The organism is Pontibacter burrus (assembly GCF_010686685.1).
GTDB classification, from domain to species: domain Bacteria; phylum Bacteroidota; class Bacteroidia; order Cytophagales; family Hymenobacteraceae; genus Pontibacter; species Pontibacter burrus.
Genome location: NZ_JAAGWD010000001.1, coordinates 465,651 through 482,185, shown reverse-complemented (window position 1 = coordinate 482,185; position 16,535 = coordinate 465,651). Strand labels below are relative to the sequence as shown.

Below are 16,535 nucleotides of genomic sequence, written 5' to 3'. Positions count from 1 at the left end.
GATCGGGGCAAAGCTGTTCACAAAACAAACTATAGTCACATGATCACATTAGAACAACTAGAGCAGATGGTTAGCGGGCAGTACCAAACTATAGTTTCGGAGATATCGTCGTTGGACAATAGCCTACTGAACTATAAATCTGCCCCTGAAAGCTGGAGCATACTGGAGTGCCTGGAACATCTGAACCGCTACAGCCGCTATTACAACCCTGCTCTTGCCAAAGCCATAACTAAGCATACAAGCAATAACTCTGCACCTGGCATTAGCTATAGTTGGTTGGGCAAGAAATCGCTGGAGATGGTGCGCCCGCAAAATGGCAAAAAGCACAAAACGGTAAAGCACATGAACCCGGCCAACAGCCAGCTAAGCACCGCAACTATAACCGAGTTTCTGGAGCACCTGCAAGACTTGGAAAACCTATTGCGAAGCGCCAAAACTGCTAACCTGAACAAGAAAGTCATTCCGGTAGAGTTCTTTAAGCTGCTGAAAATGCGGATCGGCGAAACGCTGGAGTTTATAGTTACCCACCAGGAGCGCCACCTACAACAGGCACTCAGAGTAAAACAAGAAGCGGTATTAGTGACCAGTTAGCAGCGTAAGTTTGATTGCTGATTGTTTATTGTTGATTGCTGGTGAGCATGCCGCCAGTTTGTAGCTAGTATTTCCCGGAACTATAGTTTTGCCGGCTATAAACTGGCCCCACCTATAACTACAAGTTGCAAACTTGCGGCAAAGGCTTGTTACTCGAACCTGCTAACAATCGACAATCATCAACTAACAATCAAAACTTCTTCCTTCTCGCCGGTGTTCAAGTCTACTTTAAAAAGCTGGTGGCTGTTGGTACTGGTAACCCATAGTTTGCCGTTCAGGAAGAGCAGATCGTTGGGTTCGTGCAGGCCGCTGGTTAGGGTGCGAACGCGATTGCGGCTCAGGTCGAGCACTTTTATTTTACCGTTGTAGGTGTCGGCAATGTATACGTCGCTGTCTATAATCTCTACGCCTACGCAGTGCTGCAGCAGGGCATCGTCTACATGTCCATCTATATCTCCAAAATCGAACAAGCCTTGGCCGAGCGGGGTGAGCACCATGCCAGTATCGATGTTTATAGTTCGGATGGCGCTGGCTTCGGCATCGGCTACGTACAGTACATTTCCGTTTATGGCCAGTCCGCTGGGCTGGTTAAAAGCAGATTCCAGCCAACGGCCATCTGCCAGGGCTTCGCGGCCGGAGCCGGCAAAACGGTATACTTTTTCTGTGTTCAGATCCATGCGCAGCACCTGGTGGTTACCGGCACTGGCAATAAACATGCTCTCCCCGTAAATAAGCAAATCCCAAGGGCTGTTGGGGTTAACCGGTTCCTGGGTGCGTTCATCCATAAAGTAATAATCCAGCTCGCCGTTGCCAGCTATAGTTGTTACCATTTTGTGTTTCAGGTCTACTTTCCGGATGGCGTTGTTCTTGGCATCGGCTATATACAACATATCACCGCGCAGCGCCATGCCGTGTGGTTCGTAAAAAGTGGCATTGCTATAGTTACCGTCACTAAATCCTTGTTCGCCACTGCCAATCGTTTCAAGAATCAACCCTTGCTGATTTAGTTTTAAAATCCGATTGTGCCCACTGTCGGATAGGTAAATATTGCCTTCGGGGTCGCTGATGAGCTTGGACGGGAAGAAGAGCACAGAAGTCTCGCGGCGCTCCACGTGGAAATCGACAGGCTCGTAGTTCAGTTCGTCTTTAAACTCAGCTTTCAGGCGCTGTATGTAAGGTTGCACCCTATCGTAAACACCTTCGCCGGCATGCTGCCCAACCACTTTGCCATGCGGGTCTATCAAAACTATAGTTGGCCATGCTTTTATGCCATACTGGTCCCATAGTTTATAGTCGGCGTCGTTCAACACCGGGTGCTCAATCCCGAATTTCAGGATGGCTTGTTTTATCGTTTCGTTCTGCTTTTCGGCATCGAACTTAGCGGAATGTACGCCAATTACCACCAGCACGTCGTTGAATTCTTCTTCCAGGCGCTTCAGGTCGGGCACGATGTGCTGGCAGTTGATGCAGCCAAAGGTCCAGAAATCGAGCAGCACAATTTTACCCCGCAGGTCTTTTATAGTTAGCTCGCGGTTAGTGTTCAGCCAGCCATGGGCAGTTCGTAGGTCGGGGGCATTTACGCGGCCTGTCAGCATACTTTATAGTGGATGGTGTAATTCTATAGTTACCGCCAACTATAGGAAAGGTTTTGCAACGCCACAACTATAGCAACTTACTGCAGCGCTGATTTGATCATGATAAACTCGTTGATGTTATCGGTGTTGATAACGCCGGCCAGGCGACCGTTTTCCAGAACCGGATAGAGTGGCGCTTTTGATTTCTGCAGTTCGGTGTAGGCATTGGCCAGTTTATCGCGCACATCAAAGGTAACAATGTCGGTGCTCATGATCTCGCCTACTGGTGCTTCGGTTTTGTTTCCTTTCAGCGCCTGAATCAGCTGCCCGCGGGTAAGCGTGCCGAGTACTGTGCCTTCCTGCTCCACTATAAAGTCGTGTTCTGAGCCCATCAGGAGTTTTTCAAGTGCATCTTTTACGGTATCGGTCGGGGTCAGGGTAACATAGTTGGTCATCATGCCTTCCCGCACCACGTGGCCACGCAAAAAGTCCAGTTGCTGCACCACCACATTCTCGGTATAGGCGCCAAAAAACACGAACAAACCAATCAGAATCAGGAAAGGATTGGCGAAGAACCCATAGAACACAAAGAAGATAGCCAGCAATTGGCCCAGGTTTGCCGCAATTTGGGTGGCGCGCACCCTGCCCAGTTTAAAGGCCAGCAGCGCCCGCAACACACGGCCCCCATCCATCGGGAAAGCCGGAATGGCATTGAATAATACTAACACAATATTCACGAACAGTAGCATGTAGAAGAAGTTGGCAGCTGTTATCCGCATAAAAAAATCTTCGTTGGGCACACTGCTCAGGCCAGGCAATACCAACCAAAGTAATAGCGCGATCACTACATTCACAGCCGGGCCTGCCAGCGCAATTAAAAGTTCCTGTTTCGGGTTTTCAGGCATCTGCTCCAGGCTGGCTACGCCACCTATAGGCAGCAGCGTGATCATGCGGGTTTTAATGCCGTAGCGTTTGGCTGTGAGTGAATGGCCCAACTCGTGCAGCACCACGCAAAAGAAAACAGCCAGCACAAAACCAATAGCCAGCAGAATGGTGTTCAGGTCGCTGCCACGCTGTGCTTCAGAAAAAGCCACCCAACCCAGCAACAGCACAAAGGTCCAGTGCACCAGAATTTTTATGCCGGCTACTCTGCCCAGCGTTAACGACCATTTCATATCAGTTCAGCAACTATAGCTATACTATACTGAAACGACCTGCCACGCTATTTGTTCTTGCGCCTGCCTACGTAGTTTTAGCCAGCGATTTACGTACCCTGAACCAGCGGTAGCCATAGGCACTCAACGCTACTTCACCATTTTTCGGGGCTTTGTAAGTCTGGTTACTGGTAACTTCTATCAGGTTGGGTTCGGCAGCCTGCAACTCGGGTATAAGCACTTTCTGGGGTTGGCTGCTCAGGTTATGCACCACGTAAAGCGTAAATTTTTGGGAGCAACTATGGGCAAATACTTTCCGGTTATCGGTTTCAATAATACTGAAATCACCGCTGCCGAGCTCCGGAAACTGTCGCCGCATGCGTATGATCCGCTCCATCCAGTTCAAAAATGAGTCAGGGTCGCAGAGCTGATCCGTAACGTTTACTTTTTTGTAGCTATACTTGCCCGAACTGATGATGGGCCGGATCAGGTCGCCTTCGTAATCAGAGAAGCCGCCGTTCAGCGCATTGGCCCACTGCATGGGTGTTCTTACGCTGTTACGCTCCGGCTGTGTCAGGTCGTCGCCCATGCCTATTTCGGCCCCGTACTGTATCATGGGTGTGCCTGGTAGGGTAAACAGCAAACTATAGGCAAGCTCCATTCGGGCCCGGTTATCGCTGAGTATGGGTGGCAACCTGCGCCGTATGCCCCGGCCAAATATCTTCATGTCTTCGTCGGGAGCAAATACTTTAAATATATCGTCCTGCTCCGATTTCTCCAGGTCTTCAATGTTCAGCTCGTCATGATGACGCAAAAAGTTAAGCCACTGCGAGGTGTAATCTTTGTCGGGCAACATGCGCATGCCTTTGGCGATGGGCGAACCTTCTTTACGGGCCAGGGCCAGAAAAACGTGCTGGTTCAGCAGGAAGTTAAACATCATATGCATGCGCTGTTTACCCTTAAAAAACGAGCCCACCACATGCGGCGGTCCCGACGCTTCGGCCAGCAGCACGGCATCCTGACTATGGGTATTTATAAACTCGCGCATGTCTTCTATCAGGTCGTAAAATTCGAGCTTGTCCTTCTCGGTATCGCTCTGGATCAGGATATGAGCTGCATCCACCCTGAAACCTGCCACACCCAGCATCAGCCAGAATCGCATAATGCGGTGTATCTCCTCGCGCACATCCGGGTTGGCAATGTTCAAGTCAGGCTGATGCTCGTAAAAGCGGTGCAGGTAAAACATTTGGGCCTCTTCGTCCCAGTTCCAAATGCCGTCCTGTTTGTCAGCAAAGGCCGGTTTACCTATGTCTTCTTCAGGTTCTTCTTTTACCCAGGTATAGTAGTTGCGGTACTTCGAGTTCGGGTTGCGGCGTGCTTCCTGAAACCAGGGATGCTGGTCGGATGTATGGTTGATCACCAGGTCTACGATCACTTTCATGCCGCGCTCGTTGGCTTCCTTTATAAAGATGGCAAAGTCGCCGAGGTCACCCAAGCGCTTGTCTACATTATAATAGTCCATCACATCATAGCCATTGTCGCGGTTGGGTGTGGGGTAAAAAGGCAGCAGCCAGATGCAGGTTATACCTAAGGTCGCTATGTAATCCAGTCGGCTGATGAGTCCCTGAAAATCGCCGATGCCATCGTTATCAGAGTCCTGAAAGGTTTCTACATCCAGGGCATACACTACGGCCCGTTTGTACCACAGGTCTTTTTCTTCCATGTAACTATCGTTTTGGTGCCCGGCTATAGTTGATCCGGACAGGTGCTGCTGCCCGGTACCGCGCAAACAAATTGTGGCAGGGCAAATAAATTAGGGTACCTTGTACTACGACTATACTTTATACTATGGTTCGTTCGTATGGTATAGGCAAACACCTTTAGGCAAGGCGCTACATGGATATTTCAGAAAGAGATTTTGAGAAAGAACTACAATTTCAGGCATCGCGGAGCGGTGGTGCAGGCGGGCAGAATGTAAATAAGGTAGCAACTAAAGTAGAGCTACGGTTTCATGTGGAAAGCTCCGAATTGTTAAGCGTTGAAGAGAAGCAGCGGATTCAGGAAAAACTGGCAGCACGCATAAACAACGACGGCTACCTGCAGGTTGTGTGCCAGACCGAGCGCAGCCAACTACAGAACAAGGCCCTTTGCATCGAGCGTTTTAAAGAGCTGCTGCGGCAGGCGCTCACTCCCCAGAAAAAACGCAAAGCCACCAAACCTACCCGAGCATCGGTAAAGCAACGCCTCGAGAACAAAAAGCGGCAGTCGCAGAAAAAAGCCGACCGGCGTTTTAACCTATAGTTTATAAAGCAGACAAGACAGCGTATAGGCTGTCTTGCTTCTGTTTACTGTGAACCGTGGATTGTGGGAATATTTATCAATAAAATATAATTAATCTTTTTGGAACTATAACTATACGAGTTATTTATTTTTAAAGCGGCGCTTTTTAAATCTTTCTATACTTCAGGAAAGGTTTTTGCAAAGCGCTGCTTGAACAACTGCTTAACCCTTATGAACTTCAAATACGCACTATTACTAGTCCTTTTATCTTTCTTAAGCTTCGATGCTGCGGCTCAGAAATACCGTACGGCCCTTGGTCCACGTTTTGAGAGCGATAAACTGGGTTTATCCTTACAGCAAAAGCTAAACGAGCGCGGCACTTTGGAAGTAATTGGTGCACTGGGCGAGCGCGAATTCAGTGGCACCGCCTTGTACGAATGGCACTTCCCTCTGTTAGGCGAGCGCTTTAACTACTACATAGGTGCCGGCGGGCACGTTGGCAACCTGAAAGATAAAGGTGTTTTTACCGGCGCCGATGCGATACTGGGCATAGAGTATAAAGTGAATGGTTTGCCTTTCCTGCTGTCGGCAGATATAAAACCGGCCTTTCATATAAATCACGAAGATTGGGTTGGACTGTCGTCGGGTGTATCGGTGCGGTATGTGCTGGTGAAAGAGAAGAAAAAGAAACGCTCTATCTGGCCATTTGGCAACAAAGATGATGAGAAGGATAGCAAGAAGAAGAAAAAGAAGAACAGCGACGAGACTCCTTCTGTCTGGGATATTTTTAAAGGCAACAAACAGTAGTACCAACTATAAACAAAAAAACCCGGAGGGGACCGGGTCTTTTGTGGAGCACATTGCTATTGCGGTAGTCTGTTTTCTAATGTGGTTTTAGAGGCATAGTTGGCAGGTTAGCAGGGTATACTCCCCGGCCAATTTAAATAACAACCGCATTTATAGTTGGTTAACGGGTTTTGCGCCGTGCCCCGTTCTGCAGAATCTGAATCTCACTTTACACCTTAATTAAACTCTGCCCTGTAAAGTTAAGCGCTTTGCTGCAACTATAAAAGGGAAACCGGCACACTTCCGTAACACGGTATTTAACCGCCACTATACTTCATAAAAAGCTACTCGCAAACCATTAGCGAGCTTTACTAAACAAAAAAGCAGGCATTTAGCCTGCTGCTATAACATTTTACAAAAAACTGCTTATCCTTAATAAACAACAGCGCCAGCCTGCGCAGGTTTATGCTGCAAAGGCTGGCGGAGTTGTATACTGGTTAGGGCCAACCAGCATTTCGGGGTAGTTTGTATGCGTCATCAGGTTTCTTGCTTCGCGTGCTTTTACCCGGGCCAGGTAAAAGCACATTATTAAAGCAAATATCAGGAGAAGGGCTTTCATAGGTTTATTGGTTAGGGTGTCAGGCATGTGCGTCAGCAAGTTGTAAGTGGCCTTCGTTAGCTGCGGGGAGCTACTACTTCCACCACATTCAGCATGTTAGGGTACGCTGCGTAATGCTCCAGTTCCTGCTGCACAACGGCATTCTTAACATCATCAGTAGCTTTAATAAAGGCGAATGCGAAGGCAACAACCATAGCTAAAAGGAGAAGGATCATTTTCATAGTTTTAAAGATTATAGGTTCAGGTGCTTTTAATTTTTAGGTGCGTTAACATTAGCTCTTAGGGGCAACAACTTCAACTACTGGCAACAGGTTAGGGTAAGACTTGTACTGGTTGAGTTCGTGCTGGAATGCGATCTCTTTGTTTTCGGTAAGTGTTTTTTTACATACGGCTCCGAAACCCAGGAATAAGAAGATAAGAAGTGCGATGATTTTCATAATTTTAGGTAGTTAGTGGTTATAGATATATTTTTTTCTGACTGCTTTCAACTAATAGATGAGTCTCATTTCCAAAAGGTTGCTCGGCTCTCTATAATTTTTTTTATTTCTGATTGGCATATTACACTTTACGTGCCAAACCACACAATAACCTGATTATCAGCATTATACAATACAAACAAGTCTATATTTAATATCAGGAGTGTCCGGCGGCGTACAGTTCATTGTTCATAAGCGTACAGGTGTACACACAGCGAACAGTTGTAACATGCTACCTCATAATATTTTACACGCCAAACTATAACCAGCAGCAACAATTCAGGGGTAGAGAGATGTGCCAGCACGCGCTACCAATTCAACAAAGCCAGCCAAAACCGAGTATAACAGACATCTTCTTTAGTAGAAATACAGATGCAACGAGTTAAAGGAAAACTGATCGCCCTGGGAGGCGGAGATGATGATGGTCTTATCAAACTGATCAGGTCAGAGATATGCGATATACATTCTCATATAGAAGTTATAGCGACTGCCACCCCCAAACCGGACGATGCCCTGGACTCAGGAAAGGCTTATAAAGAGGCTTTTGAGGAACTGGGCTGCAGCAACGTACGGTTCATGCGCATCGACGAAGATCACGAAGCTGATACACCGGAAAACCTGGAGCGAATCAGCAGTGCCAACGTTATCTTTTTTACGGGTGGCGACCAGCTTCGGCTCTCCAAGTTTCTGGGCAACTCCAGGCTGCTTGAAATTATGAGCAGACGCTACCGGGAAGAAGATATTATTATATCAGGTACCAGCGCAGGCGCCGCCGTTATGTCTGACCGAATGATCTACGATGGCTATGGCCATTATTCGCTCATCAAAGGTGAGATGAAAACAACCGAAGGGTTCGGTTTTATAAACAACATCTACATTGATACCCACTTTGCTGAACGAGGTCGTTTTGGCCGCCTGGCCCACGCCGTAGCCCACGACCCAACTCACATTGGCATTGGCCTTAGTGAAGAAACCGGCATTATCATAAAAGAAGGAAACCTAGTGGAGGTATTTGGTACCGGAGTGGTAACGATTATAGATGCAAGCAAAATTAAATTCTCCAGGGTGCGCAAAGCAGAAGAAAACGAGCCCATTGCGGTGGAAAATCTAGTGATGCACCTGCTGGTAGAAGGATACCGTTACTGCCTGAAAGAGCATTTGTTCCAGCCGATGGAATACCAGCCTGTCCTAAACGGAAATAAAATTTAGCTTTGAGCCAAAACATTAAAGCCGGGCAATGCCATTGAGCGGGCACATCCCGGCTTTACTATCCTACTTATAGTCCTCTTTCTGTAGTTCCATATTAATTGCCACGCCGGCTTTGGCGCCCTCGGCGGCGGCAACTATAACCAGTTGCATGTCTCGGTCGGCATCGCCGGCTACGTATAAGCCAGGGATTGCTGTTTTCTGGTTACGGCGGGTTTTAATTACACCTTTGCTGGTAAACTCGCACCCTAACTGCTCACCTAAATCACATTGTTGTATACAACCTGTATTAAAAAACATGGCCTGCTGCTCGTGCACCTCGCCGTTGGCCAGCACAATCTGCTTCAGCTGTCCTCCATCGCCTCTTAGCCCGTTAATGCGTGTCGTGCAAATCTTAACACCATTGCGTTGTAGCTTCTCCTTATCAGTGTGCCGGAGCTTATCGGTACCATCTGTGTAGAGGGTTACATTTTTGCTCCAGGTTGTCAGAGCAAGTGCTTGCCCCACCCCATCCCGGTTTTTGCCATACACGGCAATGGCTTTGTCGCTGTTTTCCCAGCCATCGCAGTACTGGCAATGGTGTATGCTTTTACCATAATAAGGCTCTATACCCTCTATTTCGGGCAGCTTATCTTTCAGGCCGGTTGCCAGCAGCAATTTCCTTGATCTGTATACCTGGCCATCGGCATCGTTTACGACAAAAATTCCCTTGCTATAGGTAGCTGTAACTATAAGTTTGTCCTGTAGTTCTATATTATACTTCTGTAGTTCTTCGCGGCCCTTCTTTATAAATTCCAGCGGGTTCATTCCGTCGCTGCTCAGGAAGCCGTTCATATGGTCAGACCAGCGGTTGCGTGGCTTGCCTGTATCAAAAACCACCACCTTGCGGCGCGACCTGCCTAAAAGCATAGCTGCATTTAAACCGGCTGCACCGCCACCAATTATTATAACATCATACATAATTATCTGTCGTTCTTTTCGGAAAGTATGTAAACGTACAAGCAGCTTTACCGGATGAAGCTGTTTGGTTTAAATTTATAGATACCAGTTGCAGCAAAACCCGTATGCATAGCCGCTAAACTGCACAGATATTGGTTTTTAGAACATCTTTGAACCGTTTCAGTATAATTTTCGACCGACAGCAAAAAATATTTGAAAAAAGACATCTTGCCCATTAGGTAGCATATTAATTATTTCTATATTTGTTTAGATGTATAAACACTTCTATACTAAAAGTAGCACTTTATGAAAAGCAAAATTTTAGCCTTGCTGGGTAGCACCCTGCTCACGGGCACAGCTATGGCCGGCGGATACCAGGTAAACCTTGCCAGCCAGCGGCAAATAGGCATGGGCCACACTGGTACTGGTTTAAATACAGGAACATCAAGCATCTTCTTTAACCCAGGCGCCATGGCGCAGGCACGTAATGGCGTTACCATCGGGGCTAGCTTTATCACAGCTAAAATAGGTTATCAGGCACCTGAAAGTAACAAGACTATACAGGCCGATAACCCAACAGGTACGCCTTTCCATGTTTATGGTGTATATGGTATTACAGACAAGCTTAAGGCTGGTATCGGTGTGTATACTCCTTTTGGTAGCACTGTAAAATGGGGTGATGAATGGAACGGTCGTTTTGGCTTAAGTGAGCTTTCGTTACAGGCAATTTATGTACAGCCGACCCTGAGTTATCAGATAACTGATAAACTGGGTGTGGGCGCTGGCCTGGTTGTAGCCTTTGGTAGCGTAAACTTACAGAGAGTGCTTCCGGTACAAAACTCCAACGGCGATGAGGCTAAAATAGAAATGGATGGCGGCGCTAATACAACAGTAGGTTTTAACGCAGGTATCCACTTACAGGCATCTGATAAGTTATCATTCGGTCTGAACTATCGCTCTAAGATAAATATGGAGGTAGAGAACGGCGATGTTACTTTCACAAATGTACCTGCTGCTGCAGGCGCTAACTTCCAGCCAGGCACTCAGTTTTCGGCTGCATTGCCAATGCCAGCCACCCTGTCATTTGGTATTGGATACCAGGCTTCCGATAAATTAACATTAGCACTTGATATCAGCCGTGTTGAATGGAGCGCATACAAAGAACTTCGTTTTGACTTTACCAAACCGGTTGCCGGCAATAACTTCTCTGCAAATGCCCGTAACTACGAAGATGTTTACATTTACCGTATAGGTGGCGAGTATAAGGTTAACGATGCACTTGCAGTGCGTGCCGGTGCTTATTTAGATAAAACACCTGTAGAAAACGGCTACTTAACACCAGAAACACCAGATGCTGATTCGCGCGGTCTTTCAGTTGGTTTAGGTTACGCTTTCTCTGAGAAATTTGGCGTAGATGCTTCTTTCCTTTACATCAATAAGAAAGAGAGAACAGACTTAGCGAACTTATCTGGTGGTGTGCCGGGCACATTCAAATCTATAGCATATATCCCAGGTATTGCCTTTAACTACAACTTCTAATTTACGCGATAACTGAAATGAAAAATCATATCTATAAATCTGGCATGCTGGCTCTTTTTGCTGGTGTGCTGCTCACAAGCTGCGATCCCGAGATTGATGGGCCATCAGTAAGCGCTGGTACTCAACTTAATCTTACCAAATATGTAGCTGTCGGCAACTCTCTTACTGCCGGTTTCGGTGATAATGGCTTGTACCGCGAAGGACAGTTAGGCTCATACCCGGCAATTCTGGCAGGTCAGTTTGCAGAAGTAGGTGGTGGCGCCTTTGTACAGCCGCTCTTCACTGAAGCACAGGCAAACGGCTCAGGCTATCTGCGACTAACAGGTTTTACGTCTACCGGCTCTCCAATTACATCACAGGTAACTACTAACCTGGCTCGCCGCGAACAAAATTCTCCGCTGCTTACCAAATTCACCGACCCTATAAACAACTTAGGTGTACCGGGTATTAAGGTAGCAGATGTTAAGACACCTGGTTATGGTAGTGTACAAGGCAACCCGTACTTTGAGCGCATCACGCCGGATAACGCAGCTTTGCAGACTTATCTGCAGCGCGTGCAGCAGTCTACAGACCACACATTCTTCAGCTTATGGCTAGGAAATAACGATGTGCTGTCTTTTGCAACTGCTGGTGGCGCATCAGCTTCTGCATCAAACCAGATCACCCCGGTAGGTGTTTTCGAGTCTAACTATAGCGATCTGGTTAACGCATTAACTGCAAACGGCCAGGAAGGTATTGTAGCCACTATTCCGGATGTATCGGTAGTTCCGTTCTTTACTACAGTTGGTCCGCAGGTAAAACAATCGCTTACAGCGAATAATGTACCTGGCATGGTAGCAATTACTGGTGCCGGCCAGACAAGAACGCAGTTTGCTACTGCCCAGATTAATGCCCCTACAAATGGCGTATTATTTACACTAACAAGTGCAGCTTATGCTCCGCTGATTGGCACGAAGACCGGTAAATACTGGAGAGATCTTGCACGCCAGGTAAGCCCCAACCCAGCCGACCCTAACATAGTAAGAGCAACCCTGCAGAACCTGCTTAGCGCAGATAAGGGTTATGCAATCGATACGACTCAATTATTTGGTGTATCTGCCGGAAACCCTTGGCCAAGCGCCCTGCTGCTTGACGTAGCAGAACAAACGCTGGTTAAGGATGCTACAATTGCGTTCAATAACATCATTAAGGCCCAGGCAACTGCCAAAAATCTGGCTGTATTTGATGCAAACGCCTATTTCAACGGTATTCAGAGTGGCTTTGTAGCAAATGGTGTAGCTTATTCACCATCCTTCATTACTGGCAACCTGTTCTCATTGGATGGCATCCACCCAACGCCAAGAGGCTATGCTATAGTTGCCAACGAAATGATAAAAGCCATCAACGCCAAATATGGCTCGAACATACCAAAAGCTGACGAAACTCAATACCGTGCGGTACTTTTACCGTAAGTATAGTTTACAAGTTTAAAGTATAGCTAAAAAGCGCCTCTGTATAAGGGGCGCTTTTTTATTTTATCCCTTGTTATAGTTCGTCGAGTTATCACTTGGGTTCGTCTGTAAGGCATTTGAGTTTGCCGAATGATGCCCTCGACAGTTGCTGGCAGGCTGGGATATTGGGAACAGAAACCTTAATTTTAAACCGGTAAAGTGCCGCCTTTCGGTAAGCTTTATCACCTTTAGTATCATTATATACCTAAAACATATGAAACGTAAAATTTTTGCCTGCCTTCTGTGGTGTGTGGCCAGTGTTGCAGCAATGGCGCAGACGAAGAGCAACAAGATCGAGTTCACGGAGTACACCCTCCCGAACGGACTGCACGTGATTCTGCACCAGGATAACTCCACCCCAAACGTGGCAGTATCGGTGCTGTACCATGTAGGTTCTAAAAATGAAGTAAAAGGCCGTACCGGCTTTGCCCACTTCTTTGAACACCTTATGTTTGAAGGTACCGAGAACATTGACCGCGGCCAGTACATGAGCATGGTGCAGGCAGCGGGCGGCTCGCTTAACGCCAACACTTCGTTTGACCGTACTTATTATTACGAGTTACTGCCATCGAACCAGATTGCCCTTGGCCTTTGGATGGAAGCAGAGCGCATGAAAGGCGCTAAAGTGGATGAAGTAGGCGTGGAAACGCAGCGCAAGGTTGTACAGGAAGAAAAGCGTATGCGCGTAGACAACCAGCCTTACGGAACGATACTGGAAAATACGTTTGGCCTGGCTTACACAACCCACCCTTATAAAGTAACGCCTATCGGTACGTTCGAGGACCTAAACAATGCCAAGATCGAGGAGTTCCGCGACTTCTATAAAACCTTCTATGTACCAAATAACGCCACGCTTTCTATTGCCGGCGATATCAATGTAGAAGAGACAAAGAAAATGATCGAACAGTATTTCGGCAGCATCCCAAAAGGCACGAAAGAAATACCAAGACCAACTATAAAGGAGCCAAAGCAGACAGAAGAGCGCCGCAAAATAGTGTATGACAACATACAGCTGCCGGCAGTTATCCAGGCTTATCACATTCCGGCGCAAGGTACGCCAGATCACTATGCCCTTTCTATGCTTACTACGCTGTTATCAGGTGGCCAGAGTGCTCGTTTACCAAAAGCACTGGTTGATAAGCAGCAGAAAGCTGTAGCTGCCCTTTCAATACCTTTCCCTACCGAAGATCCGGGTCTATTCCTGACGTATGCTATTGCTAACGTTGGTGTAGATGCGCAGGCACTGGAAGATGCCATGAATGTTGAAGTTGAGCGTGTGAAAACAGAGCCACTAAGCGATAAGGAGTTCCAGAAACTGCGCAACCAGGTTGAAAGCCAGTTTGTGCAGCAGAACAGCACCGTTGCAGGCCGCGCCGAGAACCTTGCTAATTACCATGTGTACTTTAAAGATGCCAACCTGATCAACACTGAGATTGACCGTTACATGAAAGTAACGAAAGAGGATATACAGCGGGTGGCAAAAGAGTACCTGACAAAAGACAACCGTGTAGTATTGCACTACCTGCCAAAGTCAGCTCAGCCAAAACAGTAAGTTTTCTAGACAAAAGACTTAATGACAAAAGACAAAGGAAGATTAAAGCTATAATTACATAAGTCTTTTACTCTTTGTCCGATAGTCCTTCGTCAAGTTTAAATAAAGAGAATCATGATAAAGAAATTATATACCACATTAGCGCTTGCTCTGGCGCTGGTATCTGTTGCTCCGGCACAAACCAAACAGTCTCCGCCACCGGCGGGTCCGGCTCCTAAAATTGAGCTGGGTAAGTATGAGCAGTTTACTCTAAAGAACGGGCTGAAAGTATATGTGGTAGAAAACCACAAGCAGCCGGTAGTATCTATGTCGCTGGTACTGGACAGAGATCCGATCCTGGAAGGCGATAAAGCAGGTTACGTGCAGGCTTCCGGCCAGATGATGCGTACCGGTACTGCTTCGCGCACCAAAGATCAGTTTGATGAGCAGGTAGACTTTATCGGTGCATCGCTGTCTTTCAACTCAACAGGTTTCAACGCCTCTTCCATGAAGAAGCACCTGCCAACGTTGCTTGACCTTACTACCGATGCGCTCCTGAACCCTAAGTTCACACAGGAAGAGCTGGATAAGATCAAGAAGCAGATGAAAGCAAACCTGGCGTCAGAAAAAGACAACCCGGATGCTATTGCCAGCAAAATGCGTAACGTATTACTGTATGGCAAAAACCACCCGTACGGTGAAGTAATGACAGAGAAAACAGTAGATAACATTACACTTGCCGACATCCAGAACTACTATAGCACCTACTACAAGCCAAACATTGGCTACCTGGCAGTTGTAGGCGATATCACACCAAAAGAAGCGAAAAAGCTTCTGACTAAATCGCTGAAGAACTGGAAGAAAGGCAATGTACCTACTAAAAAATACGACCTGCCAGCAGCTCCAAGCAAAACACAGGTAGTTATAGTTGATCGCCCGAGTGCCGTACAAAGTGTGCTTGCTTTCACAAACCCTGCTGAGCTTAAGCCAGGTGCTCCGGATGCCGTATCAGCACAGCTCATGAACACCATTCTTGGTGGTGGCAGTTCTGCCCGTCTGTTCATGAACCTGCGCGAGGCAAAAGGTTATACTTATGGTGCTTACTCGTCGCTTAGCGCAGACCAGATCCTGGGCCGCTTTAACGCATCTGCCAACGTACGTAACGCCGTTACCGACAGCGCTGCAACTGAGTTCCTGAAAGAACTGACCAAAATCCGCAACGAGCGTGTAACTGACGAAGAACTGAACTATGCGAAAGCATACATGACCGGTAGCTTTGCCCGCGGTTTAGAGAGTCCGGCAACAGTAGCCATTTATGCTATCAACACTGCCCGTTACAACCTGCCAGCCGATTATTACGCCAACTACCTGAAGCAGGTAGAAGCTGTAACAAAAGAGGATGTACAGCGTGCTGCCCAAAAGTTTGTGAAGCCTGAGCAACTATACATTGTTGCTGTAGGTAACGCCGCCGACATAGCTGCAAAACTAAAGAAGTTTGACCTGGAAGATGGCCAGATTGTTTACTACAATGCAGCCGGCGAAAAAGTAGAGCGTACAGCTGCAGCCGCCGTTCCAGCCGATATTACTGCCGAGAAAGTACTTGCCAGCTATGTGCAGGCAATTGGTGGCAAAGCAAACATTGACAAGATAAAAGACATCACCGTTACCAGCAACGCTACTATTCAGGGTATGCCGCTTGTTATTACACAGCAACAGAAAGGCGCTGACAAGTTTGTAGCTGTAGTTAGCATGAACAACAGTCCACTGCAGCGCGTGGTAATTAACGGCAACAAAGGTAAAATGGAAGCTCCGATGCAGGGTGTAAATAAGGACATGACTGCTGAAGAATTAGCTACTCAGAAACTTGAGTCTGATATGTTTGCTCACCTGCGCTACGACAAACTGGGTGTAACAACTAAAGTAACCGGAATAGAAGACGTTGATGGCAAAGAAGCGTATGTAGTAGAAGCAACCGCTGCTAACGGCCAGAAAACGCTACACTACTTCGATAAGGCAACAGGCTTGCTATTGAAAGACGTGAAAAGCCTTCAGTCGCCTCAGGGTGTACTTACACAAACAAAGAACTATAGCAACTACAAGGAAGTAAACGGTATCAAAGTACCGCATACAGTAGAGACTACTGTAGGTCCTCAGGTAATTAAAGCCGAAGTACAGAGCGTTGAAGTTAACAAAGGCATCAGCGACGATACTTTTAAGATCTAAATTATAGATTGATCTAAATCAGAAGCGGCTACTCCAAAAGGGTAGCCGCTTTTTTTATGGGCTATATCGTAGCATCAAGTCTTATTGAGAATGTAGAATTGATAATGCTATAGTTTCACCTGTTATC

At 47.0% G+C, this 16,535-nt stretch carries 15 protein-coding genes; 8 read left to right on the top strand and 7 right to left on the bottom strand.

Translation table 11 applies throughout. The annotated features are described in order from the left end of the window. The first annotated feature begins 39 nt into the window (after positions 1-39). Entirely contained in the window at positions 40-591 is a 552-nt protein-coding gene (locus GXP69_RS02225) for a DinB family protein (protein WP_163911816.1), read from the top strand. 179 nt (positions 592-770) lie between these two features. Here GXP69_RS02225 and GXP69_RS02220 read toward each other — a convergent pair whose 3' ends face one another. The 3 genes from GXP69_RS02220 to GXP69_RS02210 form a co-directional block, all read right to left on the bottom strand. Beyond that, positions 771-2,186 carry a thioredoxin-like domain-containing protein gene (locus GXP69_RS02220; RefSeq protein ID WP_163911814.1) on the bottom strand — a complete coding sequence of 472 codons (1,416 nt, stop codon included), beginning with the start codon at positions 2,184-2,186 and terminating at the stop codon, positions 771-773. 77 nt (positions 2,187-2,263) lie between these two features. Next, positions 2,264-3,340: a site-2 protease family protein gene (locus tag GXP69_RS02215; protein WP_163911811.1), complete on the bottom strand. Its 1,077-nt coding sequence runs from the start codon at positions 3,338-3,340 to the stop codon at positions 2,264-2,266. 67 nt (positions 3,341-3,407) lie between these two features. Continuing rightward, complete coding sequence (locus GXP69_RS02210) at positions 3,408-5,108, bottom strand: alpha-amylase family protein (protein ID WP_235925530.1); 1,701 nt, start codon at positions 5,106-5,108, stop codon at positions 3,408-3,410. A gap of 107 nt (positions 5,109-5,215) precedes the next feature. Between GXP69_RS02210 and arfB the strand changes: the two genes are divergently transcribed. Beyond that, on the top strand, positions 5,216-5,620 hold the full coding sequence (gene arfB / locus GXP69_RS02205) for an alternative ribosome rescue aminoacyl-tRNA hydrolase ArfB (RefSeq protein ID WP_163911809.1): 405 nt from the start codon (positions 5,216-5,218) through the stop codon (positions 5,618-5,620). Positions 5,621-5,830: 210 nt separating this feature from the next. Next, entirely contained in the window at positions 5,831-6,406 is a 576-nt protein-coding gene (locus tag GXP69_RS02200) for a hypothetical protein (protein ID WP_163911806.1), read from the top strand. 442 nt (positions 6,407-6,848) lie between these two features. Here GXP69_RS02200 and GXP69_RS02195 read toward each other — a convergent pair whose 3' ends face one another. The 3 genes from GXP69_RS02195 to GXP69_RS02185 are packed head-to-tail and all read right to left on the bottom strand — an operon-like array spanning position 6,849 to position 7,441. Then, positions 6,849-7,004, bottom strand: a complete 156-nt coding sequence (locus GXP69_RS02195) for a hypothetical protein (protein WP_163911803.1) — start codon at positions 7,002-7,004, stop codon at positions 6,849-6,851. Between the two features lie 56 nt (positions 7,005-7,060). Then, positions 7,061-7,225, bottom strand: coding sequence for a hypothetical protein (locus tag GXP69_RS02190; protein WP_163911800.1), 165 nt, complete (start codon positions 7,223-7,225; stop codon positions 7,061-7,063). A gap of 51 nt (positions 7,226-7,276) precedes the next feature. Next, positions 7,277-7,441 (bottom strand): hypothetical protein, encoded by a 165-nt coding sequence (locus tag GXP69_RS02185; protein WP_163911797.1) that lies wholly within the window; start codon positions 7,439-7,441, stop codon positions 7,277-7,279. A 411-nt stretch (positions 7,442-7,852) separates the two neighbouring features. Here GXP69_RS02185 and GXP69_RS02180 point away from each other — a divergent pair, with 411 nt between their 5' ends. Continuing rightward, complete coding sequence (locus GXP69_RS02180) at positions 7,853-8,689, top strand: cyanophycinase (protein WP_163911794.1); 837 nt, start codon at positions 7,853-7,855, stop codon at positions 8,687-8,689. 63 nt (positions 8,690-8,752) lie between these two features. On the opposite strand, the gene GXP69_RS02175 is transcribed toward GXP69_RS02180, so the two are convergent. After that, positions 8,753-9,646 (bottom strand): NAD(P)/FAD-dependent oxidoreductase, encoded by an 894-nt coding sequence (locus GXP69_RS02175; protein ID WP_163911791.1) that lies wholly within the window; start codon positions 9,644-9,646, stop codon positions 8,753-8,755. Between the two features lie 285 nt (positions 9,647-9,931). On the opposite strand from GXP69_RS02175, the gene GXP69_RS02170 reads away from it, so the two are divergent. From GXP69_RS02170 to GXP69_RS02155, 4 genes are all read left to right on the top strand, one after another. After that, positions 9,932-11,164 carry an OmpP1/FadL family transporter gene (locus GXP69_RS02170; RefSeq protein ID WP_163911788.1) on the top strand — a complete coding sequence of 411 codons (1,233 nt, stop codon included), beginning with the start codon at positions 9,932-9,934 and terminating at the stop codon, positions 11,162-11,164. Between the two features lie 17 nt (positions 11,165-11,181). Further along, positions 11,182-12,615 (top strand): SGNH/GDSL hydrolase family protein, encoded by a 1,434-nt coding sequence (locus GXP69_RS02165; protein WP_235925529.1) that lies wholly within the window; start codon positions 11,182-11,184, stop codon positions 12,613-12,615. A 253-nt stretch (positions 12,616-12,868) separates the two neighbouring features. Further along, entirely contained in the window at positions 12,869-14,206 is a 1,338-nt protein-coding gene (locus GXP69_RS02160; protein ID WP_163911784.1) for a M16 family metallopeptidase, read from the top strand. A gap of 114 nt (positions 14,207-14,320) precedes the next feature. Continuing rightward, a complete protein-coding gene (locus GXP69_RS02155) occupies positions 14,321-16,408 on the top strand; it encodes an insulinase family protein (protein WP_163911781.1) in 2,088 nt (695 codons plus the stop codon). Positions 16,409-16,535: the final 127 nt, after the last annotated feature.

Coding starts and splice junctions, on each gene's coding strand:
- GXP69_RS02225 (WP_163911816.1), top strand. CDS start 40: ATGATCACATTAGAACAACTAGAGCAGATGGTTAGCGGGCAGTACCAA.
- GXP69_RS02220 (WP_163911814.1), bottom strand. CDS start 2,186: ATGCTGACAGGCCGCGTAAATGCCCCCGACCTACGAACTGCCCATGGC.
- GXP69_RS02215 (WP_163911811.1), bottom strand. CDS start 3,340: ATGAAATGGTCGTTAACGCTGGGCAGAGTAGCCGGCATAAAAATTCTG.
- arfB (WP_163911809.1), top strand. CDS start 5,216: ATGGATATTTCAGAAAGAGATTTTGAGAAAGAACTACAATTTCAGGCA.
- GXP69_RS02200 (WP_163911806.1), top strand. CDS start 5,831: ATGAACTTCAAATACGCACTATTACTAGTCCTTTTATCTTTCTTAAGC.
- GXP69_RS02195 (WP_163911803.1), bottom strand. CDS start 7,004: ATGAAAGCCCTTCTCCTGATATTTGCTTTAATAATGTGCTTTTACCTG.
- GXP69_RS02190 (WP_163911800.1), bottom strand. CDS start 7,225: ATGAAAATGATCCTTCTCCTTTTAGCTATGGTTGTTGCCTTCGCATTC.
- GXP69_RS02185 (WP_163911797.1), bottom strand. CDS start 7,441: ATGAAAATCATCGCACTTCTTATCTTCTTATTCCTGGGTTTCGGAGCC.
- GXP69_RS02180 (WP_163911794.1), top strand. CDS start 7,853: ATGCAACGAGTTAAAGGAAAACTGATCGCCCTGGGAGGCGGAGATGAT.
- GXP69_RS02175 (WP_163911791.1), bottom strand. CDS start 9,646: ATGTATGATGTTATAATAATTGGTGGCGGTGCAGCCGGTTTAAATGCA.
- GXP69_RS02170 (WP_163911788.1), top strand. CDS start 9,932: ATGAAAAGCAAAATTTTAGCCTTGCTGGGTAGCACCCTGCTCACGGGC.
- GXP69_RS02165 (WP_235925529.1), top strand. CDS start 11,182: ATGAAAAATCATATCTATAAATCTGGCATGCTGGCTCTTTTTGCTGGT.
- GXP69_RS02160 (WP_163911784.1), top strand. CDS start 12,869: ATGAAACGTAAAATTTTTGCCTGCCTTCTGTGGTGTGTGGCCAGTGTT.
- GXP69_RS02155 (WP_163911781.1), top strand. CDS start 14,321: ATGATAAAGAAATTATATACCACATTAGCGCTTGCTCTGGCGCTGGTA.